The following is a 21,033-nucleotide window of genomic DNA, read 5'->3' as shown; positions in this document are numbered from 1 at the left end:
GCGGGTCGCCTCCGGCGGGAGCGCGGCGTCCGCGGAGGAGAGCGGACGAGCGCCGGCCTCCGGACCCCGCCTTCACCGCTCCGATCGGCGTCACTGTCGAGCGCGACCTGTGGTCGTGCGTCGAGGTGGTCGGCGTGCGGTGCCTCCGGATGCCGTGCGTACCGCTGAGAAGCCGCATATCTCGGCGGATCGGGCCGGTGCCGCCGCGCCACCGGTGCGAGCATGACCGTAGGAGGCCTGGATGCGTGAATCAGTGATCGTCGTCGAGGACGACGTCGAGATGGGCGAGCTCATCAGGCGCGGTCTCACCGGCGACGGCTACGACGTCGCCCTGTTCTCGAACGGGGTCGACGCGCTGAACGCGGCGCGAGAGGCGGACTACGCCGCCGCCGTCCTCGACGTGATGCTCCCCGGCATGAGCGGCTTCGAGATCTGCCGGCACCTGCGCGCGACCGGCGCCACGCTCCCGGTGATCATGCTGACGGCCCGCGACGCGCTGCAGGACCGCGTCTTCGGGCTCGATGCAGGCGCCGATGACTACCTCGCGAAGCCGTTCCACTTCGAGGAGCTGTCCGCTCGCCTCCGGGCGATGATCCGCAGGGAGCACCTCACGAACCGGGTACCGGTCGTGCTCGGGAACCTGCGCGTGGATCCGTACGCGCACGCCGCGTTCGTCGACGACTCCATGCTGCCGCTGAGCCCGAAGGAGTTCGGGGTGCTGCGCGCGCTCGCGGTGCGTGCGGGGGAGTTCATGCCGCGGGAGGAGATCCTGCTGGAGGTGTGGGGGTCGGCGGAGTTCGTCGACCACAACATCGCGGAGCAGTACATCAGCTACCTCCGCCGCAAGCTCAGCGCCGGCGGCGCGTCGGTCGAGATCGTCACCCGGCGGGGCGCGGGCTACCGCCTCGGGGTGAAGCCGTGAGGTGGCGGTCGCTGTCGATCCGGGTGCGGATCACGGTCTCGAGCCTGCTGGTCGCGATGCTGTTCTTCGGGATCGTCGCGATCATCGTCCGTGAGCAGCTCGATCACATCCTCGACGAGTCCACCATCGAGCTCGTCCGCTCCGGAGCCTCGCAGGCGCTGATCGAGGAGAGCCGCGACACCGCTGAGGCGGTCGTGGGCGGGGTGAGCACGACACTGCTGATCGCCCTGGCGATCCTGTTCGTCGCGTTCGCCGCCACGTCCTGGGCCCTGGTCGGCCTCGCGCTGCGCCCCGTGGGGCGGATGCGCGCCATCGCCGACCGGCTGCGCCACGGCCGCTCCACGGAGCTGCTCCCCGTCGGGCCGGCCCGTGACGAGCTCTCCGACCTCGCCGCGACGCTCAACGCGCTGATCGAGGACCTGCGGGAGTCGGCGGACCGGGAGCGGCGGCTCGTCGCCGACGCGAGCCACGAGCTGCGCACCCCGCTCGCCGCACTGCGCACCCGCCTCGAGCTCGCCGAGCGGGTCCGCGACGACCCGGCAGCGCTGTACGCCGACGTCGTCGACGCGCGCCGCTCGGTCGATCGCCTCCAGTCCCTGACCGACGGGCTGCTGATCCTGTCGAGGATCGACGCCGGCGCGGTGGTCGGCGACGGCACGTCGACGGCTCTGCGCGCGGAGGTCGCCGACAGCGTCGACCGCGCCAGGATGCTCGCCCGCGACCGGGACCTCGCCATCGACTTCGTCGCCCCCGCCTCGACCGTCGCCGCCCGCTACCCGATCTCCCCGACCGACTTCGGCCGGATCCTGGACAACCTGCTCGCGAACGCCGTGACCGCGACGCCCGACGGCGGCAGCGTCACCGCGACCCTCGTCGAGCGCGCCGAGGAGATCGTCCTCTCCGTGGACGACGACGGCCCGGGCGTCCCCGACGCGTTCCTCGCGGTCGCGACCGACCGGTTCACCCGCCCGGACGCCGCCCGCTCCCGTGAGGGCGGCGCCGGCCTGGGGCTCGCGATCGTCGCCGGGCTCAGCCGGTCCGCCGGCGGTGAGCTCACGATCCGCAACCTCGTACCGCGCGGGCTCGGCGTGGAGGTCCGCCTCCCCGTGACGCGCCCCGACCTCACCCCTCGCAAGGAGAACCGATGATCGACCCTCAATCCCTGCTCGACGGCGCCGGACCCTGGGCGATCGCCCTGGTCTGCCTGATCGCGTTCGTCGAGACGGGCCTGCTGATCGGGTTCTTCCTCCCCGGCGACACCCTGCTCTTCTTCACCGGCGTCTTCGTCGCCACCGGCGTGATCGGCCCCCCGGTGCCGCTGGTGATCCTGATGGTCGCCGTGTCCGCGTTCCTGGGCGATCAGCTCGGGTTCGTCATCGGCCGCGAGACCGGCCCGCGCATCTTCGAGCGCAAGGACAGCGGCCTGTTCAGCCGCTCGAGCGTCGCCCGCACCCAGTCGTTCTTCGACCGGTTCGGCGGCTGGGCGGTCACGATCGCCCGCTTCGTCCCGGTCGTGCGAACCTTCGCCCCGGTCGCCGCGGGCGTCGGGAAGATGCACTACGCCCACTTCGTCGGCTTCAACGCCCTCGGCGCGGCCGTCTGGTCCACCGGCGTCATCCTCCTCGGCTTCTTCCTGGGACAGATCCCCGGCGTCGCGGACTTCGTCGGGAAGTACATCGACATCGTCCTCGTCGGCATCGTCGTCATCAGCCTCGCCGGCATCGCTCTGACCTACTGGCGGCAGAGGAACCGCGCCCGACGCGACGCCTGACCGCGGACATCAGAGAGTCGGCGCCGCGACGGCTCCGCGCGGCCTGCGGCCGACCGCGATCACGGCGACCAGCAGCAGGAAGACCACCAGGGCTCCGAGAGTGACCGGGCCGGTGCCCAGGCCGAGGCCGCTGGTGCTCACGGGGTCCGCGAGCCAGTCGCACACGGACGCTCCGAGCGGTCGGGTGACGACGTAGGCGGACCAGAACGCGAGGACCGCGTTCCTCCCCGTGAACCGGTGCGCGAGGGCCGGCACCGCGATGATCACCGCGAACAGGACGGCGGAGGGCAGGTAGCCGAACCCGAGAGTCGACGCGGTCAGATCACCGGCCGCCGTGCCGAGCGCGAACGTCCCCGAGACGGCCAGCCAGTAGAACAGGGCCCGGCGAGGCGTCGTGATCGAGTGGATCGACAGCGTCCGCTCCACCCGCCACCAGAGGGCGAAGACCACGGCGAGGGCGAGCGCGAAACCGAGCGTGGAGACGAGGTACGGGACCCCGGCGACCACGTGCAGCACGTCGGCGGCCATCGTGCCGAAGACGCTCACCATCAGCACCGCCAACCAGTACACCCACGGGATGTACCGGCGCACCGCGAACTGCAGCGCCAGCGCGGCGAGGAACGCGAATCCGGTCGCGCCGACCACGATCACGGGGTCGAACGCGGTCGCGAGGAAGTCCGACGCCGTCTCGCCCATCCCGGTCGTCAGCACCTTGAGGATCCAGAACAGCGCCGTCGCCTCCGGGACCGTGGAGGAGGCGTAGTGGCCGGCGAGGACACCGCCGCGGAGCGAGGATCGGCGCGGGGCGAGAAGGTGCGTCATCCCGTCATGCTCGAGCAGCGGGTGGACCCGCATCCTGTGCTCTTCGCCGGGGCCGTTGAAGATGCACACAGCGTCCCGGTTTCCGGCCGAGCAGGGCCGTCGCGATCCTTACTCTCGGAAGCGCTCGCGGGATCCGCCGCGGCTCCCCTCCGACCGGAACGGACCCGATGGACATCCTCCAGGCGATCATCCTCGGCATCATCGAGGGACTGACCGAGTTCCTCCCGGTCTCCAGCACCGGGCACCTCACCATCGCCGAGAAGCTGATGGGCCTCCGCGTCGACGACGCCGGGGTGACCGCGTTCACCGCGATCATCCAGATCGGCGCGATCGCCGCCGTGCTCCTCTACTTCCGGAAGGACATCGCCGAGCTCGCCGTCGCGTGGTTCGTCGGGCTGCGCCACCCGTCGCAGCGCACGCGGACGAACTACCGGATCGCCTGGTACGTCATCCTCGGATCGATCCCCATCGGGGTCATCGGGTTCCTCGGCAAGGACCTCATCAGCGGAGGCCTGCGAAATCTGTGGGTCGTCGTCGCCGCGCTGCTCGGCTGGAGCATCGTGATGCTCGTCGCCGAACGCGTCGGCACCCAGACCAAGGACCGTCGCGCGATCACCCGGAAGGACGCGGTCATCATCGGCCTCGTGCAGTGCATCGCACTGATCCCCGGCGTCTCCCGGTCCGGAGCGACCATCAGCGGTGGGCTGTTCCGGGGGCTGGACCGGGTGACGGCGACGAAGTTCGCGTTCTACCTCTCCATCCCCGCGCTCACCGCCGCCGGTGCCTACGAAGCGGCGACCGCCGCGTCCGATGTCAGCGTGAGCGTCGGCTGGATTCCGACCCTCGTCGCGACCCTCGTCTCCTTCGTTGTCGCGTACGCATCGATCGCGTGGCTGCTGCGCTACGTCGCCGGCCACGGCTTCGGCGTCTTCGTCGGCTACCGCGTCGCCCTGGCCTTCGTCGTGTCCGGGCTCCTGCTCACCGGAACGATCGCGGCGAGCTGACCCGATCGCCCGGCGCCCTCCCGCCGGACACACTGGACGGCGACCGACGCTCGTCCATCACTTCCTCGAAGGGGCACCCTGTGCAGTGGAATCTCGAAGTCGTCCCCGTCAGCGTCGAGGACGTCGACCGGGCGAAAGCGTTCTACGCCGACCAGGTCGGGTTCCACCTCGACCTCGACGTGCGGATCAACGACGAAATGCGCATCGTGCAGCTCACCCCGCCCGGCTCGCACAGCAGCATCCAGCTCAAGACCGGCACCACCCGGCTCGAAGGGCTGCAGCTCGTCGTCGACGACATCGACTCAGCCCGCGCCGAGCTCGCCGAGCGCGGGGTGGACGTCAGCCCGGTGACGCACTTCGAGGACGGAGTCCGCCTCGAGGGCCGCGGCGGGGAGTGGAACTCGTTCGTCTTCTTCACCGACCTCGACGGCAACACCTGGGTCATCCAGGAACGCCCATCGACCAGCTGACCCCGGCGGCCGTGGCCGCGGCGGTCGCGATCTGCGCGGCAGTCTCCGTGGCCGCACTCCGCGCGTTCGGAGTCGTCTCGTTCGCGCGACCGGCGCTGGCGATCCTCCGTGGGGCTGTTCAGCTCGGAGTGCTCGCGGTGATCCTCTCGGGAGTCATCGCGGACCTCCGCTGGGTCCTGCTCTTCCTGGCCGTCATGTTCGGTACCGCGGTGCTCACGGCGTCCGCCCGCCTCGGCCGCACCCGGCGCACGGTCCTCGCGGTCACCGCGGCGATGACGGCCGGAGTCGCCCTCAGCGCCGGGATCGTCTTCGGGCTCGGAGCCGTCCCGTTCACCGGCCGCTACGTCCTCGCGGTCGGCGGGATCCTCCTCGGCGGCGCGATGACCGTCGCGACCGTCACCGGCCGAGCCCTGGCGATCACGCTCGCCGACCGCTGGGAGCAGGTCGAGGGCTGGCTGGCTCTCGGCGCCCGGCCCCGGCAGGCGACGATCGGCCTGGCGCGGGAGGCGGCCTGGACCGGCCTGGTGCCGCTGACCGACCAGACCAGGACGACAGGTCTCGTCGTCCTGCCCGGCGCGTTCATCGGCGCCGTCTTCGGCGGACTCTCGCCTGTGGCGGCGGGCGTCTTCCAGATCGTCGTGCTCGCGGGCCTGATCGCGTCCGGGTCGATCGTCGCCGTCGTCCTCCTGACGATCCTCCGCGGCGCCGTCGAGAAGCCTCGACCCTGACGAGGCGTCAGCTGAGGGCCCGCCGTCGGGCGATCCGGCGCCAGAGGGGCGGCGGTGACGCCACGCGCTCGGTGTGCAGCCGGACCGCGAGCGGCGCCCAGACGATCAGGGCAACGCCGGCGCCCAGGAGCAGTCCGCCGACGGTGTCGGAGATCCAGTGCGCCCCGAGGTAGGTGCGGCTGAGCATCATCGCCACCGTGTACACGGCGCCGGCGATGCGGACCCACCAGAGCGGGAAGACGACAGCGAGGACCACCGCGGTCGTGGCGGCGTTCGCGCTGTGGCCGGAGGGGAACGAGCCGAAGTCGGCGTTCACGAGTATCTCCAGCGGCCTGGGACGACCGATCGCGTTCTTGAGGATCTGCACCAGCAGCCCGCCGAGCGGCGCGGCGATCGCGAAGTACGTCGCCGTCCAGCGTCCGCGCCGGATCAGCAGCGCCACGAAGACGATGAGAGGGATCACGATCGTGCCGAGGATCCCGCCTCCGAGGCTGTTCATCACCAGCGACGGCACGAGCCAGAACGTGGACCGGTGCTCGATGATCTCGTTCATCCAGGCGGTGTCGAATCCGAACGGCTTGTCGTGCTCGCGGTAGAAGATCAGCGCGGCCAGGAGGACGGTGAGCAGCACCGCGAGGCCGGCCGAGATCAGCGGCCAGCGTCGCGCTGCCCGGTAGGCGATCTCACCGTCCGATAGGGGATCCCGGTTCGGCATCAGTGTCGTCCTCGTCTCTCGACGCGGAGCGCGCCGGAGGAGTCCACGCTACGAACGTGCGTCCACCTGCGGCAGAGGATTCTCCTGCAACTGTTGTGAAAGCACAGAACCTCAGCCCATCGGCTCGGTACTGACCTGGTCGAACCGCGGTGCTTCGGGTCGTTGTGAGCACACACAACGCAGTACGGCGCATCCCGAGCCGCCGCCCACGTCCCGACTGAGACTCTGCGGGCATGGACATCTCAACGACGACATCCCGCGCCTCGGGCCGGCGGCTGCTCAGCAAGGTCCCCGAGGTCACCATCTGGTTCTGGATCATCAAGATCCTCTGCACCACGGTCGGTGAGAGCTTCGCCGACTGGATCAACATGGTCCTCGGCGTCGGCCTCATCGCGACCGCCGTGATCTTCATCGTGGTCACCGCGGTGGTGCTCGCCATCCAGATGCGGCTGCGACGCTACGTCCCCTCCGCGTACTGGCTGACCGTCGTCGTGATGAGCGTCACCGGCACCCTGCTCACCGACATCCTCACCGACCAGCTCGGCGTGCCTCTCTGGGCCAGCTCCCTCGTCTTCTCCGTGCTGCTCGTGATCGTGTTCGGCGTCTGGTACTCGAAGGAGCGCACCCTCTCGATCCACAGCATCGACACCACCCCGCGGGAGGCGTTCTACTGGCTCACCGTCCTGGTCACCTTCGCGCTCGGCACCGCCCTCGGCGACTGGACTCTCGAGCTCACCGGCTGGGGCCCCGGCGTCTCGATCCTCCTGCCCCTCGCCCTGATCGCGATCGTCACCGGCCTCTGGCGCTACGGCGCGAACCCGGTCCTCGCGTTCTGGATCGCCTACATCCTCACCCGCCCCCTCGGCGCCAATATCGGCGACTGGCTCGGCCTGTCCCCCGACGAGCAGGGCCTCGGGCTCGGCACCTTCGTCACCAGCATCATCTTCCTGGTCGCGATCCTCGCCACCGTCGTCTACCTCTCCCTCAGCAAGGCCGATGTCGACAAAGGCGCATCCGAGCACCACGCCCCGCCCGTCGCCCGCGAACGCCGTTCACTCGTCGCCTTCGCGGTCCTCGCCGTCGCCGTCGTCGGGCTGCTCGCCTTCACCAACAGCCAGCCGCACACCACCCCAGCACCCGAAGGCGCAGCCCCGGCCTGCGATGCGTCGGGAACGCTGTCCGCAGCTGACGCGAAGGCATCCGTTCAGACCGACTTCCCCTCCGCCGACGTGCAGAACTTCCAGACGATCACCGCCGACACCCTCGCCCTCGTCACCAGCGGCGACCAGGCCGGCGCGAAAGCCCGCGCCACCGACCTCGAGACCGCCTGGGACGACGCGGAGCCTGCGCTGAGCGCCGCGAACTGCCAGACGTGGACCTACGTCGACCAGCAGATCGACCCCGTCCTCTCCTCCGTCCGCGCCGGAAGCCCCGACCCGGTCGCAGAGAAGACGAGCATCCAGGACCTGCTGACCACCCTCGCCGGAGGCTGAACGATGCGCTGCGCACCGGAACGCCTCCTCAACCGAAAGCGTGACTCACGATGACCGACTGGCAGATCAACGGCCTCCCCCTCCACCCCCTCCTCGTCCACGTCGTCGTCGTCCTGCTCCCCCTCGCCGCCCTGATGCTCATCCTCGGCAGCGTCTGGCCGGCCGCCCGCCGACGCCTGGGCGTGATCACTCCGATCACCGCCCTCGTCGCCCTTCTCGGAGTCCCGCTCGCCACTCAGGCCGGCGAAGCGCTCGAACGGCAGGTCGACCCCTCCGCAGCACTCGAACGCCACGCCGAGCTCGGCGATCACCTGCTGCCCTGGGCTGCCGGACTGTTCGTCCTCTGCGTGGCGCACTGGCTCTGGTTCCGGACGCGCGGGAGGAACTCCGCCGACACGAGGGGACGGAGCGCCCGCTCGGTCCCCTCGCTGATCCTCGCCGCCGTCGCGATCGTCGTCGCAGTGGGAGCGACTGCGAACGTCGTCCAGATCGGCGACACCGGAGCGCAGGCGGTCTGGTCCACTTCCGAGGACAGCTCGACGCCGGCTCCTGCATCCGGGAGGTGAGCGCCGCGAGACGACGACGCCGAACTGCGGCGGCCGCGGAGCTGAGGCCTCCGGCCGGCCCCGATGCGCGTGCGGATGGTCGACTCGATGGATGCGGAATCGAGTCCTGTTCGTCGTCGGGGTCACAGCGATGTTCGTCGCGCTGGTGCTGAGGCTGGTGTGGCCGGCCGGTGAGTTCGCCTCCGGCTTCTCGCTCGCCCTGCAGCTGAGCGGCATCCTGCTCCTCCTGGTCTACGGGGTGAAGCACTTCACGGGGCGGCCGCGCCGGAGCTGAGCGGCTCATCCCAATCGGGGGTGTAGGAGTTGGGGTCTGAAGCCGCCGGTCTCGAGCAGGCTTCGGGCGATGTAGTTGGTCAGGTTGCGGAACCCGAGTGCGGAGCCGCGCAGGTGTTCGAGCCGTCCGTTGAGCGCCTCGGTCGGCCCGTTGCTGGTGCCGGGTCGTTCGAAGTAGGCGAGCACGTCAGCGGCTCGCTTCTTCAGGGTCCGGCCCAGGGTGGTGAGCTCGGTGAGCACCTTGGGGACGCCGGCGCTGAGGTCGGTGATCAGCTTCTCCATGAGCTCGCGGCCACGTTGCCGGTCCTCGTGGCGATAGGCGGCGATCATGCGCTGGTAGACACCCCAGGTCGCCTCGACCTCGACGTGAGCGTCATCAACGAACAGCGCGCGTAGCCTGTCGCTCTGCTTGTCGGTGAGCAGGTCCGCGCCGGTGTGCAGACCGAGGCCGTCGAGTCGAGCGAAGGCGGTCAGGTCAGGGAGGCCGAAGCCGGCCGGCGGGGTAGCGTCGGTCACGTCGAGGTCTTTCGGACGGATGGCGTAGGAACCTCCGTCGTCGGGAGACCTCGACGTCTATCTGCGGACCGACGCTCCCGGCCGACCTACACCGTCATCTGAGAAGACCCCTGAAACGTCTTCGCCGACGACGGGGCCGGCGAGGAGGAGGGCGCGGTGAGTTGAAAGAATGGAGCTTGCTCGGCTTCGACGCCGCCGCAAGCTCCGGTGAAACGGTCGGTACTGGTCGGTCGTCGTCGGTCACCACCGGATGGCGGCGTCCTCCACGCTCGGCGTTTGCGCAGGTCAGCGGCTCGTTCGCCCAGTGGGCGCATCAAGCGATAGACGCAAAGCCGACGTGATTAGGTCGTCCGTTCGATTCCGACAGGCGGCTCCGGCGAACCGTTCTGGTGGTCGCGCGATGCGCTGGCCTCACGGCTCTGCCCGACACCGACGTCGCTCTCCTCTGCGACGGACCCCTCGCCGGCTGAGCGCTCGCGGCCGGCATCCTGTCCGTGTGCCGATAGGCCTCGCACCGCTCGGCAACGCAGCGTGGCGTTGCGTCGCGACCTGGCGACGGCTCGGCGGGGCGCGATCGTCTCGTGCGTTGGCGGACTACGGGAGCTTGGACGCGAGGACGTCGGCCGCCAGGATCTCGGGTGCTGCGCCGAGGAGGTGCTGGTTGGCCATCAGGGCTGCGACGATGGCGCCGTTGGCGTGGGCGTCGCGAGCGGCTTCGTCGGGGAATGCATCGAAGATCCAGAAGGTGTCGGCGTGGGTCCTGACCGCGAACCAGACAATCGTTCCTACTTCTTCGTTGGCGAGTGCGACAGCGCCGGCGAGCAGATCGGCGACCGCGTCGTGCTGTCCATCGGCCGCGACGATCTTGGCGACGAAGGCATACGGAAGTGATGCGGGTGTGGACATGAGGGACTCTCCTTGACGTCGGGGTTCTTCGTGGGACGAGTTCAGCGTATGACGAGCGAGGGCCGGTGGGGAGTGGCGTATACGGCAGTATTGCTATTGTTTACGTCATGCGTATCGGACTGATCGCGATCGACGGCTGCTTCGGTTCGGCTATCGCGTCGATCATCGACATCGTGCGGGTGGCCGACGGAGCCCGCGGCGATGTCGACCCGCGGATCGACCCGATCGAACTCGCCATCCTCGGACCGAAACGGCGAGTGACCACGACGGCATCGATGACCCTGTCGGTGGACCACCCGCTGTCGGAGTCCGGAGAGTTCGACGTGGTCGTCGTCCCTGCGCTTGGAACCCTTACGGCCGCCGCTACCAACGACGTCCTCCAGAGCCGAGATGCTCGTTCGGTCATCGCCTCGCTCGGGCGCCTCGACGAGGCGACCACCCGGATCGCCGCGGCGTGCACCGGCGTGTTCGCTGTCGCCGAGACCGGACGGATGCATCATCGGAGGGCGACGACCAGCTGGTTCCTGGGGCCGGAGTTCCTGAAGCGCTATCCGACCGTCGCCCTCGATCTCGACACCATGGTCGTGGTCGACGGGAACCTCGTCACCGCCGGCGCCGCGTTCGCCCACATCGACCTCGCGCTCTCACTCGTGCGATCGATCAGCCCCGACCTGGCCCAACATGTCGCCAAGCTCCTCATCATCGACGAGCGTCCGTCTCAGGCGGCCTTCGTCGCCTACGAACATCTCCGGCACGAGGACCCGATCGTCGTCGAGTTCGAACGCTTCGTGCGCGCCCGCCTGGACGAACCGTTCAACGTCGCCTTCGTCGCGCAGTCGCTCGGCACCAGCCGGCGCACCCTCGAACGACGAGTCCGTGCGGCGCTCAACCTCACTCCGCTCGGCTTCGTCCAACGGCTTCGCATCGAACGAGCTCGGCACCTCTCAGCAACCACGGACTTCACCTCCGCCGAGATCGCGCTACGGGTCGGCTACGCGAATGCCGAGACTCTGCGCTCCCTCCTGCGCAGGGAGCGACGCCGTTCCTGACCTATCGCCATGCCTGTAGCCGGTGTCCTAGCGCTCGACTGGAACCACCTCTCAGCACGTCGCGTCGACGCTCCTGCGTCGCCCCTGGACGACCCACTCGACACGCCCGCAGCACAGGTCATGTGACGTGTCCCGGCTTCCCGGACGGTCGGGGTTGGGTGGCTGTGATGTCGCTGCGTTCTCGTCGAGGGGGTCAGCAGACTCGATCAGGGTCGACTGGGATGAGACGCGAAGGCGGTCAGGTCAGGGAGGCCGAAGCCGGCCGGCGGGGTAGCGTCGGTCACGTCGAGGTCTTTCGGACGGATGGCGGAGGAACCTCCGTCGTCGGGAGACCTCGACGTCTATCTGCGGACCGACGCTCCCGGCCGACCTACACCCTCATCTGGGAAGAGCCAGCTGAGCTCCGGAATCGGAGGAAGACCCGTGAGCGGAGCGGAGAAGCCGGCCTGGGCGAATCCGGAGCCGGAGGTCCACCGGGCGCTCGCGCGATGGGCGGCGGAGTGCGCGGAGCGCGCCCTCCCCGCGTTCGAGGAGTGGGATCCGGACGATCCCCGGCCCCGGCGCGCGCTCGACGTCCTCCGCGCCTGGGAGCGGGGCGGGGCTCCGATGACGGAGTGCCGCACGGCCGCCTTCGCGGCGCACGCCGCAGCCCGCGCCGCGACGCAGGCGGGCGAGCGCGCCGCCACCGCCGCCGCGCGGGCGGCCGGACAGGCCGCGGCCGTCGCGCACATGGCGGACCACTGCTCGCACGCCGCCGTGTACGCCGCGAAGGCGGTCGGGCTCCGGGGGAGCGACGCCGACCGGGACGCGGAGCGGCGCCACCAGTGGGAGGGCCTCGACCCCGCGCTGCGCTCCCTCGCCTTCCCGAAGGGGCTGTGACGCCGACCCGGTGGACCCCACCGGGCCGGCGCCCCCTCCGCTCAGCGGTGCGCGGGTCGGAGCCCCAGCAGCGTGTCGACGATCACGAAGGCCGCGAGGCTCGCACCCAGGAGCGGGAGGAACAGCCCGACCGCGGCGGCGACCACCAGGACGGACGCGACTCCCCACCACGGCGCGCGCCGGAGCGCTCCCCGGGCCGGCGGGGTGCCGACGAGCCGTCGGGGGCCGCGGGTGGGGCGGCGCTTCCACCACATCAGGTACCCGAGCACGACCATCGTGGCGATGCCGGCCGCGGTGACGAACAGCAGCAGCTGGTTGGGCAGCCCGAACATCGAGCCCATGTGCGTGTCGATGCCCCAGCGGGAGAGCTTGGCGACGAGGCCGAAGTCGGCGAAGTCGACCCGGTCGACGACCTGCATCGTGCTCCCGTCGATCGCGACGCCGTCGACCTCGGTCGGGAAGCTGCGCTGGATCTCCTGCACGACCCAGGCCGAGCCCTCCGCCGCGGGCGGCCGGATCTCGACCAGTCCCGTGTTCACGTTGACCTCGCGGGCGACCGAGAGCACCGAGTCGTAGGCGGCCGGCGAGTAGCCCGCCGTCGACTCGACGGCGTCGCCGGTGGCCGCGCCGTGTCCGGCGTGCCCGGCGTGCTCGTCGGCCACCTCGCCGGTCCGGTCGCCGAGCGTCGTCCCCAGCGAGGGCGTGGTCCAGCCGACTGCGGAGCGGAGGGTCTCGAAGTTCCCGCCTCCGTAGAGCGACCAGGTGATGCCGGTGGTCGAGAGGAACAGGGCGCCGACGAGCAGCCAGACGCCGATGGAGGCGTGCCAGGAGAACAGGCGCTTGTAGCCGGTGGTCCTCGGCGCGGGGCGCAGCAGGTCCCTCTTCACGCGGGCGCGGCGGAGGCGGATGATCCAGAGGCCCAGGCCGGCGAGGGCGACGACCCCCAGCCAGGAGGCGGCGAGCTCGCTGTAGGAGCGGCCCACGTCCCCGAGGTGCAGCGTCCGGTGCAGGTCGCCGATCCAGGTCCGCAACGGCAGGGCGCCGCTGGTGCCGTAGGCGGTGAGGTCGCCGCGGACGTCGGCGGTGGCCGGATCGATGAAGACCGCGCGGGTCTCGCTCGCGCCGAGCGACGGGTCCGCGTACATCACCCGGGTGGTGTCGCCGGGGTTCGGGGCGGGGCGGACAGCGACGATGCTCTGCCCGCCTCCGGTGTACTCGTCGGCGGCGTCGATCTGGTCGGCCAGGGGCAGGTAGGTGTCCGCTTCGGGGGCGTGCAGCTCCTGCGCGTAGACGACCTGCTCGAGCTGCGGGGTGAGTGCGTAGAGCGCTCCGCTGGTCGCGGCGACGAGGATGAACGGCCCGACGAACAGGGCGGCGGAGAAGTGCAGGCGGAGCAGCAGCTGTCCGAGCCAGCCTGCGCTGCTTCTGCGCGGCGAGGGCGGGGTGTCGGCGGAGTCGCGGGGTCTCGTGGCGGTGGTGGTCATGCTTCTGGTCCTTCGGTGCTGTGGCGGGTGCCGGTGAGGGTCAGAGGAGGGTGTCGCCGATGTAGCCGCCCTCGACGCAGCCCGGCGGGATCGCGAAGACGGCGGAGCCGATCGGCGTCGTCCACTCGTTGAGCAGGTCCAGCTCGTCCAGGCGCTTCTGGATCGGCACGAACTGCGCGGTGACGTCGGCCTGGTACGCCGCGAAGATCAGCCCGGAGTTCGAGATGTCCTCGCCCGTCGGGGTGTCGTCGTAGTTGTAGGCGCGGCGGTGGAAGCGCTCGGCGGTGTTCTCCGAGCGGGCGCGCCTCATGTGCGAGAACTCCGGGATCACCGGGAAGCCGATGGCCGTCGTCGCCTCGAAGTCGGGCTCGTCGGCCTCCGCCGTCCCGGTGAGGGGCGCGCCGTTCGCGAGGGTCCGCCCGACGGACTGCTCGCGGCCGCTGCGGTCCAGGCGGTCCCACTTGTCGAGGTCCATCCGGATCCGGCGCAGCACCAGCCCGGTGCCGCCGACGAGCCAGCCGTCGCGGACCCAGACCAGCTCGTCGAAGTCGACGTCCTCGGGGCGCGGATTGACGGTCCCGTCGACCTGGCCGAACAGGTTCCGCATCGTGGTGCCGGCCTTCTCGGAGCCGTGCGCCCGGCGGAACCCGGTCTGGGTCCAGCGGACGGTCGCGAAGGTGCGGGTGTTCTTCAGCAGCATCCGCAGCGCGTGCGCGATCGTGAACGCGTCGTCGGCGTGGAACTGCAGCAGCAGGTCCCCGTCGTTCCACTGCTCCTCGAGCCGGTCGATCCCGAACGCAGGTAGCGGTGCCAGCCAGGCCGGCTTCGCCGCCTCGCCGGCCGCGAGGGACACGAGCCTCGGCCCGAACCCGAAGGTCACGGTGAGGCGGGCGGGGACCACGCCGAGCTCGGGCTCGGAGTCGGCCAGGGCCGGCTGCCCCTGGGTGAGGCGCGCGGCGTCGTCGGACAGGATGCGCAGCATCCGCCGCAGTCCGTCCCGGTCGGTGCTCTCGCGCAGATCGAGGGCGACGAAGGTCGCGTGCGCCTGCGGTGTCGCGGCGATCCCCGCCTGGTGCGCACCGTGGAAGGGGATCGTCTCGTCGCCGTTCAGCGCGGCGGCCGCTGCCGGCGCAGCGCCGCCGCGGCCGAGCAGCTGGTCCGCTCCGATCGCACCCGCCGCGCCGATGCCGGCGACTGCTCCGCCGAGGAGGAGCCGTCGCCGGCTGACGGCGCTGCGCGGGCGCTCGTCGGCGCTGTGGCCGGTCTCGCGGTCCTCGCTCATCAGCCCTCTCCGCCCATGTCCATGTCCATGTCGCCGCCCTCGTAGTTCTCGTTCGCGCCGGCGTAGTCGCGCGCCGGGACGGTGAACTCCGTCGTGGAGTCGTCCGAGAAGGTGAGGGTGACGGTGACCTCGTCCCCGGCGACGATCGGCGCGGCGAGGTCCATCAGCATGATGTGGTTCCCGCCGGGGGCGAGCTCGAGGCTGCCGCCGGCGGGGATCGTGAAGCCGCTCTCCTTGGCACGCATCACCATCTCGCCCGACTCGTTCGCCACGGTCTCGTGCAGCTCGAGCTCGGAGGACGCGGCGGAGGTGGCGGACACGACGGTGACGTCCTCGGTGCCGGAGTTCTCCAGCTCACCGAACGCGGCGGACATGCCGGAGTCGGCGGCCTTCACCCAGCCGTCGGTGATGGTCACCTCGGTCGCGGCGGGCGCGACCTCGGCGGAGGGGCTGCCGGAGGCTCCGGCACTGCAGCCGGTCAGGGCGAGCAGGGCTGCGGCCGAGAGGGCGGAGAGGGTGGTGACGTGTCGAGTGCGCATGGTGTGGCGCCTTCCTGTGAAGTGGTGCGGTGGGTGGAGGACGTCGGCGGTCACGACGACGTCCGGTCTTCGGTGGTGGTCGAGGGCCGCCCGCGGCGGCGGGTGATCAGGAGGAAGGCCGCGACGGCGAGGACCGCGCCGGTCAGACCGATGAGGACCGGTCGGAGGACGTCCGGCGGGGCCTGCGAGGAGGCGGCTGCGACGACGGTCGGCTCGACGGTCGGGGTGGATTCCGCCACGGCCGCGGCCTGCGCCGAGGCGCCGTCGCCGACGGTGAAGGGGACGACTCCCGCGATCGGGTGGCCGTCGGCGGAGACCACCCGCCACTTGAGGTCGTAGGAGCCGCCGGGAAGCGCCGCCTCGAGCGGAGCGGTGACCGTCGAGTCGGTCAGCTCGACCGGGCCGGAGACGTGGTCGATGCCGTCCATGTCGGTGACGAGGACCAGCGCGCCGATCGTGAGGACGTCCTCGGAGTACGTCAGCGTCACCTCCGCAGGCGAGTTCGTGAAGTGCTCACCGGAGCCGGGAGTGCTGCTGATCAGCTGGTCGTGCGCCTGGACGGGCCCGGCCGTCCCGATCAGGACGCCCGCCAGGGCGAGGGCTGCCAGCGCGGCGGGAAGCCGTCGCAGGGGTCGAGAGGTCATCGGTCGGTCTCCTTCGTGGTGGTCGGACGGGGAGTGCTCCGGCTGTCGAGCCGGTTCAGACGGTCGTTGTAGGCGGTGAGCTCGGCCTCGCCGTCGCGGTCGGCGCGCCGGTCGTAGCGCTTCGCGGTCCGCTCCTCGGAGCGCACCCACTGCGCGACCACGACGAGGGCGATCAGCACCATCGGGATCTCGCCCGCCGACCAGGCGATCCCTCCGCCGACGCCCTGGTCGGCGAGCAGCGCCTCCGTGTCGGTGTACCCGAGCGCGGTCCACCAGGACGCGGCCAGCACGGTGGTCTGCGACATGATCGCCAGGCCGAAGAAGGCGTGGAACGCCAGCGTCGCGAGCATCACCAGCAGCCTCAGCACGTGGCCGGGCCGGTTCGGGCCGGGGTCGACGCCGATCAGGACCCAGAAGAAGAGATAGCCCGTGGCGAGGAAGTGCAGGGTCATCAGGACGTGGCCCTGATGGCTGAACATCGCCCACTCGAACCAGCCGGTGTAGTAGAAGACGACCAGGCTGCCGGCGAAGAGCACGGCGGCGACGGGTGCCCGCGACAGCACGGCGAGGTAGCGGGAGTGCACGACGGCGAGGATCCACTCGCGCAGCCCGCGCCCGCCGTCGCGGCGCACCGGCAGCACCCGCAGAGCGAGCAGCACCGGTCCGCCGAGCACGAGCAGTGGCGGCACGACCATCATCAGCAGCATGTGCTGGATCATGTGGGTGCTGAAGTGCACCTGCCCGTACATGGCCGGGCCGCCGCTGGTCGTGTAGGCGAGGGCCGCGCAGCCGGCCACCCAGGCGACAGTGCGCCCGAGCGGCCAGGCGTCGCCGCGGCGCCGCAGCCTCAGGACCGCCGACACGTAGAGGGCGGCGCCGACGACCGCGATCCCGAGCCAGACGGCGTCAAGGTGCCACTGGTCGAGCATCCGCTCGGGTGTGACCTCGGGCGGGTAGCGGAAGCCGAGCAGACTGCGCCCGACGTCTCCGCTGATCGGGTCCTGCGAGACCGGCGGCGCGCTGTTCGAGAGCGCCACCGAGACGCCGATGGTCAGCGCCATCACCACCACCTCGCCGACCGCGATCGCGACGAACGCGCGGCGGTCGGCCGGGTCGGCGCGCAGCCGCGGGATCAGCCGCAGCCGGTGCCCGAGGCCCGCGCCGCCGAGGGCGAGCAGCGCGACGGCCTTGACGATCAGCAGCTGCCCGTAGGGCGTGCTCAGGTCGTCGAGGTCCTCGATCCGGAGCGACGCGTTCACCAGACCCGAGAAGGCGACGGCCCCGAACGCCCAGCCGGCCAGCACGGAGTAGCGCGCGACGACCACGCCGAGCTGGGCGCCGACGGTCCGCCGCAGCAGGATCACCGCGGCGAGCCCGCCGGCCCAGGCCGTCACTCCGATCAGGTGCACGGCCAGGCTGTTCACCGCGTTCGCGTGCTCGTCGGCGCCGGCGGCGTGCCCGGAGAGCGAGAGGGGGAGCAGGGCCAGCACCGCGATCGCGGTCGCCGCCGCCACCCAGGCCAGCCGCCGCGAGAACAGGGTGAGGAGGAGGACGGCCGTCGCGCACACCGTCGAGGCCACGAGCGTCTGCCCCAGCTCGATCCGCGTGGCGTAGAAGACGAGTTGCGTCCGGAAGCCCGGCGCGTCCAGCGGCTGCCCGATGGTGTTCGCCGCCGTGAACACGAGGACAGCGATCGCGGACGCCACCCAGATCGCGGCCGACCAGGTCGCCCAGCGCAGGGCGCGGTTCTGCGAGTACGAGACGACGCCCGGCGCGATGCGCTGCCCGGGCAGCAGGAAGGTGGCCGCGGTGAGCAGGCCGATCGTCAGCGACGCGGCGGAGTCGTGCAGGACCCGCGCGATCGGCAGGCCCCGCGTCACCAGGTCGCCGGGGTCGATCAGCCGCGTCGCCACCGAGAACGCCCCGGTGTACGACAGGCCCAGCAGGGCGACGGCGACCGCCGCCGGTATCGCGAGCAGGAGGGACGCCTCCGCCCCGCGGAGAGGAGCGGCGAGCGGCCGCTGAGGCGGGAGGAGGTCGTCGTCGATCGGTGTCGATGGTTGTGCCACAGGCGTGGCTCCCTTCACGGGCGTCCCCGAGGGGACGCTCCACAGACCCCTCCGCCGGCGCGCAGGAGCGCCGGGCCAGGACGATCCGTCCGGGAGGAGTCGCCGAGACGCCGACCGGCCGGCGTCCCTCGGAGACCCCTGCGGGGGAGGAGACGGGTCGGTCAGACGCCGCGGGGACCTCCGGGGAGGTCCTCGCCGCGGCTCGCGTCGATGATCAGGAGGCGGGCTGCAGAGGGGGGCCGCGCCGCAGCGCCGCCTGGGGGAAGACGCCCGAGGCGAGGGGGAGCACGTCGCGCAGCTCGAAGGAGGAGCGTCGCGCGGGTCGAGGAGCGGCCACCGGAGCCGGCAGGACCCGCACCAGGCGGGTGACGAGGTGGCTCGTCGTCGCGGCGACCCGGACGAGGAGGGACTCGCCGCGGTGGAGCGCCGCGGTCGTCGCGACGGCGGCGACGAGGTGCGCCGCCCACATCGAGGAGCCGGTCATCCCGCTGTGCGTCATCGCCGCGCTGACGTCGATCACGGCACCGTGGTGCGCGTGCAGGGTCGGCGCATCGACCGGCCCCGCGAAGGTCCCGATCGTGAAGAGCGTGTGGAACAGGAACTGGCTGACTCCCACCGAGACCGCCAGGCGGACCAGGGAGAGCCTGCGCCCGGCGAGCGCCACGCACACCAGGACCGACAGGACGAGCGGCATCGCGACACCGAGCGGACCCGGGATCTGGCCGCCGCCGGCCACGTGCGAGAACAGCGCGACGAGCGTCGCCACCGTCGCCGCGACGACACCCCGGAGGGTGCGCAGCGGGCGCGACGACGACATCTCCCCAGTGTCGCAGACGCCTCCTTCCCGCGGAGGACCGCTCCCGGGCGAGAGGGGCGGCCGGCCGACGGTTCCTCTCAGCGGGCCGCGGAGGCTCCGGGGCGTCACTTCTCGGGCCGGACCACCAGCCCGACGCCGCCGCCGCGCCGCACCGGTTCGGCGACCGCGGTCATCCGGCCGGAGGGGTCGACCTCGATGGCGGCCACTGCCCCGATCTGCGCGGCCGAGGTGAAGGTGTCGCCCGAGGGGACCAGCTGCTGGCCGAAGGGAGCGAGGTCGTCGGCGTACGCCTCGATGAACTCGGGCTCGGCGGAGGTCGTCGCGCCGTTGCGCTGGGAGGCGCGGGGCGCTGCCACCGCCTCGGGGAGCGTCATGCCGAGGTCGATGCGGTTGACCAGGGTCTGCAGGACCGTCGTGATGATCGTCGATCCGCCCGGCGAGCCGACGACGAACCGCACGTCCCCGCCGTCGAGCACGATCGTCGGCGACATCGACGAGCGCGGGCGCTTGCCCGGCTCGATCCGGTTCGGGTCCCCGTCGACGAAGGTGGGGGAGAAGTCGGTCATCTCGTTGTTGAGGAGGAAGCCGCGGCCGGGGACGGTCATCGCCGAGCCGCCGGTCTGCTCGATCGTCAGCGTGTAGGAGGCGGCGTTGCCCCACTTGTCGACGACCGAGAGGTGGGTGGTGGAGATGTTCTCGGTGTCCGACTCCTCCGCGGCGGGGGCGGTCGCGCATCCCGAGCCGTCGAGAGCGCCGGGCGCGACCGGGCGGACGGAGGCGGTCGCCGGGTCGATCGTGCAGTCCCGCGAGTCCGCGAACTCCTGGCTGAGGAGCGTCTCGGTGGGCACGTCGACGAAGGCCGGGTCGCCGACGTAGGCGCCGCGGTCGGCGAAGGCGCGGGCGGACGCCTCGAGGTAGAGGTGCAGGGCGCTGCCTGTGTCCTCGGCCGCGAGGTCGTGGTTCTCGAGGATGTTGAGGGCCTCGCCGACTGCGATCCCGCCGGAGGAGGAGGGTGCCATCCCGTAGACGTCGAGTCCGCGGTAGGAGACGCGGGTCGGCGCCTGCTCGGCGACCGAGTACGCCGCGAGGTCGGCGGCGGTCATCGTGCCGGCCGGGGCGGGGAGGTCCGACCCCTCGGCGATCCGCGGGTTCTGGACCGTGTCGGCGATCTCGGCGGCCAGCGCGCCCTCGTAGAACGCGTCCGGCCCGTGGACGGCGATGGAGGTCAGCGTCTTCGCGAGGTCGAGGTTGCGGAAGGTGCTGCCCACCTTCGGCGCGTCCCCACCAGGGAGGAAGAGCTCGGCCGTGTCGGGGAACGCCTGGAACCGCTCGAGGTTGTCGAGCGTCTGGTTGCGGAAGGTCTCGTCCACCCGGAAGCCCTTCGCCGCGAGCGCGATCGAGGGCGCCAGCACGACGGGGAGCGGCAGGGTTCCGAAGCGGTCGACCGCGGTGTCCCAGGTCGCCACCGTGCCGGGCACGCCGACCGCGACGCCGGAGGAGACGAGGTCCGGGGTGAACGGGTACGGGGCTCCGGTCGCGGGGTCGAGGAACGCGTCCGAGGTGATCCCGGCCGGCGCTGTCTCGCGTCCGTCGATGGTGCTGACCTCGCCGGAGGCCTTGTCGAAGTAGACGAAGTACCCGCCTCCGCCGATGCCGGCGCTGTAGGGCTCACTCACGCCGAGGGCGGCGGCCGTGGCGACAGCGGCGTCAGCTGCGTTGCCGCCGCGCTTCAGCACCTCCATGCCCACGCGGCTCGCGTTCGCGTCGACGCTCGAGACCGCTCCGCCGTAGCCCACCTGCGTCGAGGGCGAGATGAGGGGTCCGCCGAGGAAGTCGCGGATCTTCTCGGGCGTGAGCCCGCTGTCCTTCAGGTACCCGGAGACGGGCCTGTCGAGGGCGGACGCCGGTGCGGCACCCGCCACTCCCACTGCGACGACCGCGACCAGCGCGATCGCGATCCTGCGGAGCACGGGTGTCGTGGCCATGGCGTTCCTCCATCGGAACTCTGTGGTGCGCGGTCGGCGATGCGGGTCCCCCCAACCTAGGGGCGGGTGGTGGTGCGGGGAAGGGTGGTGGACATGAGG

The 21,033-nt window shown here is 71.4% G+C and carries 21 protein-coding genes and 1 pseudogene; 11 read left to right on the top strand and 11 right to left on the bottom strand.

The genetic code is table 11. From position 1 onward, the window contains the following. Positions 1–241: 241 nt before the first annotated feature. Genes C5B92_RS05925 through C5B92_RS05915 form a run of 3 tightly spaced genes read left to right on the top strand, consistent with a single transcriptional unit; the run spans position 242 to position 2,693 of the window. Positions 242–922, top strand: coding sequence for a response regulator transcription factor (locus C5B92_RS05925; RefSeq protein WP_104255755.1), 681 nt, complete (start codon positions 242–244; stop codon positions 920–922). Continuing rightward, the gene (locus tag C5B92_RS05920) at positions 919–2,070 is read left to right on the top strand and encodes a cell wall metabolism sensor histidine kinase WalK (RefSeq protein ID WP_146079265.1); all 1,152 of its coding nucleotides are present in this window, start codon (positions 919–921) and stop codon (positions 2,068–2,070) included. The genes C5B92_RS05925 and C5B92_RS05920 overlap by 4 nt, the downstream gene beginning before the upstream one ends. Then, on the top strand, positions 2,067–2,693 hold the full coding sequence (locus C5B92_RS05915; protein WP_104350160.1) for a DedA family protein: 627 nt from the start codon (positions 2,067–2,069) through the stop codon (positions 2,691–2,693). Before C5B92_RS05920 ends, C5B92_RS05915 begins: the two co-directional genes overlap by 4 nt. A gap of 9 nt (positions 2,694–2,702) precedes the next feature. Here C5B92_RS05915 and C5B92_RS05910 read toward each other — a convergent pair whose 3' ends face one another. Further along, on the bottom strand, positions 2,703–3,515 hold the full coding sequence (locus C5B92_RS05910; RefSeq protein WP_104255757.1) for a hypothetical protein: 813 nt from the start codon (positions 3,513–3,515) through the stop codon (positions 2,703–2,705). Positions 3,516–3,682: 167 nt separating this feature from the next. On the opposite strand from C5B92_RS05910, the gene C5B92_RS05905 reads away from it, so the two are divergent. From C5B92_RS05905 to C5B92_RS05895, 3 genes are all read left to right on the top strand, one after another. Next, the gene (locus C5B92_RS05905) at positions 3,683–4,519 is read left to right on the top strand and encodes an undecaprenyl-diphosphate phosphatase (RefSeq protein ID WP_104255758.1); all 837 of its coding nucleotides are present in this window, start codon (positions 3,683–3,685) and stop codon (positions 4,517–4,519) included. Positions 4,520–4,599: 80 nt separating this feature from the next. Continuing rightward, the gene (locus C5B92_RS05900) at positions 4,600–4,989 is read left to right on the top strand and encodes a VOC family protein (RefSeq protein WP_104350159.1); all 390 of its coding nucleotides are present in this window, start codon (positions 4,600–4,602) and stop codon (positions 4,987–4,989) included. Between the two features lie 11 nt (positions 4,990–5,000). Beyond that, positions 5,001–5,717, top strand: a complete 717-nt coding sequence (locus C5B92_RS05895) for an ABC transporter permease (protein WP_258061276.1) — start codon at positions 5,001–5,003, stop codon at positions 5,715–5,717. A 7-nt stretch (positions 5,718–5,724) separates the two neighbouring features. Here C5B92_RS05895 and C5B92_RS05890 read toward each other — a convergent pair whose 3' ends face one another. Beyond that, the gene (locus C5B92_RS05890) at positions 5,725–6,432 is read right to left on the bottom strand and encodes a phosphatase PAP2 family protein (protein ID WP_181028749.1); all 708 of its coding nucleotides are present in this window, start codon (positions 6,430–6,432) and stop codon (positions 5,725–5,727) included. 233 nt (positions 6,433–6,665) lie between these two features. On the opposite strand from C5B92_RS05890, the gene C5B92_RS05885 reads away from it, so the two are divergent. The 3 genes from C5B92_RS05885 (at position 6,666) to C5B92_RS05875 (ending at position 8,765) form a co-directional block, all read left to right on the top strand. Continuing rightward, on the top strand, positions 6,666–7,925 hold the full coding sequence (locus C5B92_RS05885; RefSeq protein ID WP_104255760.1) for a hypothetical protein: 1,260 nt from the start codon (positions 6,666–6,668) through the stop codon (positions 7,923–7,925). A 50-nt stretch (positions 7,926–7,975) separates the two neighbouring features. After that, positions 7,976–8,491, top strand: a complete 516-nt coding sequence (locus tag C5B92_RS05880; RefSeq protein WP_104314232.1) for a DUF2231 domain-containing protein — start codon at positions 7,976–7,978, stop codon at positions 8,489–8,491. 91 nt (positions 8,492–8,582) lie between these two features. Then, on the top strand, positions 8,583–8,765 hold the full coding sequence (locus tag C5B92_RS05875) for a hypothetical protein (RefSeq protein WP_104224784.1): 183 nt from the start codon (positions 8,583–8,585) through the stop codon (positions 8,763–8,765). Positions 8,766–8,770: 5 nt separating this feature from the next. Here C5B92_RS05875 and C5B92_RS05870 read toward each other — a convergent pair. Continuing rightward, a pseudogene (locus tag C5B92_RS05870) lies at positions 8,771–9,205 on the bottom strand (transposase); the annotation flags it as partial. A gap of 669 nt (positions 9,206–9,874) precedes the next feature. After that, positions 9,875–10,186, bottom strand: a complete 312-nt coding sequence (locus C5B92_RS05860; protein ID WP_033107114.1) for a putative quinol monooxygenase — start codon at positions 10,184–10,186, stop codon at positions 9,875–9,877. 107 nt (positions 10,187–10,293) lie between these two features. Here C5B92_RS05860 and C5B92_RS05855 point away from each other — a divergent pair, with 107 nt between their 5' ends. Both C5B92_RS05855 and C5B92_RS05850 read left to right on the top strand, forming a co-directional pair. After that, positions 10,294–11,235: a GlxA family transcriptional regulator gene (locus tag C5B92_RS05855; protein ID WP_053548963.1), complete on the top strand. Its 942-nt coding sequence runs from the start codon at positions 10,294–10,296 to the stop codon at positions 11,233–11,235. 423 nt (positions 11,236–11,658) lie between these two features. Further along, a complete protein-coding gene (locus C5B92_RS05850; RefSeq protein ID WP_104255763.1) occupies positions 11,659–12,114 on the top strand; it encodes a putative immunity protein in 456 nt (151 codons plus the stop codon). A 41-nt stretch (positions 12,115–12,155) separates the two neighbouring features. Here C5B92_RS05850 and C5B92_RS05845 read toward each other — a convergent pair whose 3' ends face one another. The 7 genes from C5B92_RS05845 to ggt all read right to left on the bottom strand — a co-directional run bounded on the left by C5B92_RS05845 (position 12,156) and on the right by ggt (position 20,934). Next, positions 12,156–13,598: a PepSY domain-containing protein gene (locus C5B92_RS05845; protein ID WP_104350158.1), complete on the bottom strand. Its 1,443-nt coding sequence runs from the start codon at positions 13,596–13,598 to the stop codon at positions 12,156–12,158. Between the two features lie 40 nt (positions 13,599–13,638). Continuing rightward, positions 13,639–14,880 (bottom strand): Dyp-type peroxidase, encoded by a 1,242-nt coding sequence (locus C5B92_RS05840; protein ID WP_104350157.1) that lies wholly within the window; start codon positions 14,878–14,880, stop codon positions 13,639–13,641. Then, positions 14,880–15,419, bottom strand: a complete 540-nt coding sequence (locus tag C5B92_RS05835) for a copper chaperone PCu(A)C (RefSeq protein ID WP_104274074.1) — start codon at positions 15,417–15,419, stop codon at positions 14,880–14,882. Before C5B92_RS05835 ends, C5B92_RS05840 begins: the two co-directional genes overlap by 1 nt. A gap of 50 nt (positions 15,420–15,469) precedes the next feature. Beyond that, a complete protein-coding gene (locus C5B92_RS05830) occupies positions 15,470–16,063 on the bottom strand; it encodes a copper resistance protein CopC (protein ID WP_104250440.1) in 594 nt (197 codons plus the stop codon). Next, on the bottom strand, positions 16,060–18,132 hold the full coding sequence (locus C5B92_RS05825) for a bifunctional copper resistance protein CopD/cytochrome c oxidase assembly protein (RefSeq protein WP_258061275.1): 2,073 nt from the start codon (positions 18,130–18,132) through the stop codon (positions 16,060–16,062). The genes C5B92_RS05830 and C5B92_RS05825 overlap by 4 nt, the downstream gene beginning before the upstream one ends. 214 nt (positions 18,133–18,346) lie before the next feature. Next, a complete protein-coding gene (locus C5B92_RS05820; protein ID WP_104350155.1) occupies positions 18,347–18,949 on the bottom strand; it encodes a hypothetical protein in 603 nt (200 codons plus the stop codon). A gap of 104 nt (positions 18,950–19,053) precedes the next feature. Then, positions 19,054–20,934: a gamma-glutamyltransferase gene (gene ggt / locus C5B92_RS05815; protein WP_104250437.1), complete on the bottom strand. Its 1,881-nt coding sequence runs from the start codon at positions 20,932–20,934 to the stop codon at positions 19,054–19,056. Positions 20,935–21,033 lie beyond the last annotated feature (99 nt).

The organism is Rathayibacter sp. AY1A4, from assembly GCF_002930955.1.
Classification (GTDB): Bacteria; Actinomycetota; Actinomycetes; order Actinomycetales; family Microbacteriaceae; genus Rathayibacter.
Note: the sequence above shows the minus strand (reverse complement) of the source record. Positions and strands in the feature narration are given on the sequence as shown.

Excerpts from the sequence above, each read along its gene's own strand:
- C5B92_RS05820 (WP_104350155.1), bottom strand. The coding sequence starts at position 18,949 with ATGTCGTCGTCGCGCCCGCTGCGCACCCTCCGGGGTGTCGTCGCGGCG.
- C5B92_RS05905 (WP_104255758.1), top strand. The coding sequence starts at position 3,683 with ATGGACATCCTCCAGGCGATCATCCTCGGCATCATCGAGGGACTGACC.
- C5B92_RS05840 (WP_104350157.1), bottom strand. The coding sequence starts at position 14,880 with ATGAGCGAGGACCGCGAGACCGGCCACAGCGCCGACGAGCGCCCGCGC.
- C5B92_RS05925 (WP_104255755.1), top strand. The coding sequence starts at position 242 with ATGCGTGAATCAGTGATCGTCGTCGAGGACGACGTCGAGATGGGCGAG.
- ggt (WP_104250437.1), bottom strand. The coding sequence starts at position 20,934 with ATGGCCACGACACCCGTGCTCCGCAGGATCGCGATCGCGCTGGTCGCG.
- C5B92_RS05885 (WP_104255760.1), top strand. The coding sequence starts at position 6,666 with ATGGACATCTCAACGACGACATCCCGCGCCTCGGGCCGGCGGCTGCTC.
- C5B92_RS05910 (WP_104255757.1), bottom strand. The coding sequence starts at position 3,515 with ATGACGCACCTTCTCGCCCCGCGCCGATCCTCGCTCCGCGGCGGTGTC.
- C5B92_RS05830 (WP_104250440.1), bottom strand. The coding sequence starts at position 16,063 with ATGACCTCTCGACCCCTGCGACGGCTTCCCGCCGCGCTGGCAGCCCTC.
- C5B92_RS05915 (WP_104350160.1), top strand. The coding sequence starts at position 2,067 with ATGATCGACCCTCAATCCCTGCTCGACGGCGCCGGACCCTGGGCGATC.
- C5B92_RS05845 (WP_104350158.1), bottom strand. The coding sequence starts at position 13,598 with ATGACCACCACCGCCACGAGACCCCGCGACTCCGCCGACACCCCGCCC.
- C5B92_RS05855 (WP_053548963.1), top strand. The coding sequence starts at position 10,294 with ATGCGTATCGGACTGATCGCGATCGACGGCTGCTTCGGTTCGGCTATC.
- C5B92_RS05880 (WP_104314232.1), top strand. The coding sequence starts at position 7,976 with ATGACCGACTGGCAGATCAACGGCCTCCCCCTCCACCCCCTCCTCGTC.
- C5B92_RS05875 (WP_104224784.1), top strand. The coding sequence starts at position 8,583 with ATGCGGAATCGAGTCCTGTTCGTCGTCGGGGTCACAGCGATGTTCGTC.
- C5B92_RS05860 (WP_033107114.1), bottom strand. The coding sequence starts at position 10,186 with ATGTCCACACCCGCATCACTTCCGTATGCCTTCGTCGCCAAGATCGTC.
- C5B92_RS05890 (WP_181028749.1), bottom strand. The coding sequence starts at position 6,432 with ATGCCGAACCGGGATCCCCTATCGGACGGTGAGATCGCCTACCGGGCA.
- C5B92_RS05835 (WP_104274074.1), bottom strand. The coding sequence starts at position 15,419 with ATGCGCACTCGACACGTCACCACCCTCTCCGCCCTCTCGGCCGCAGCC.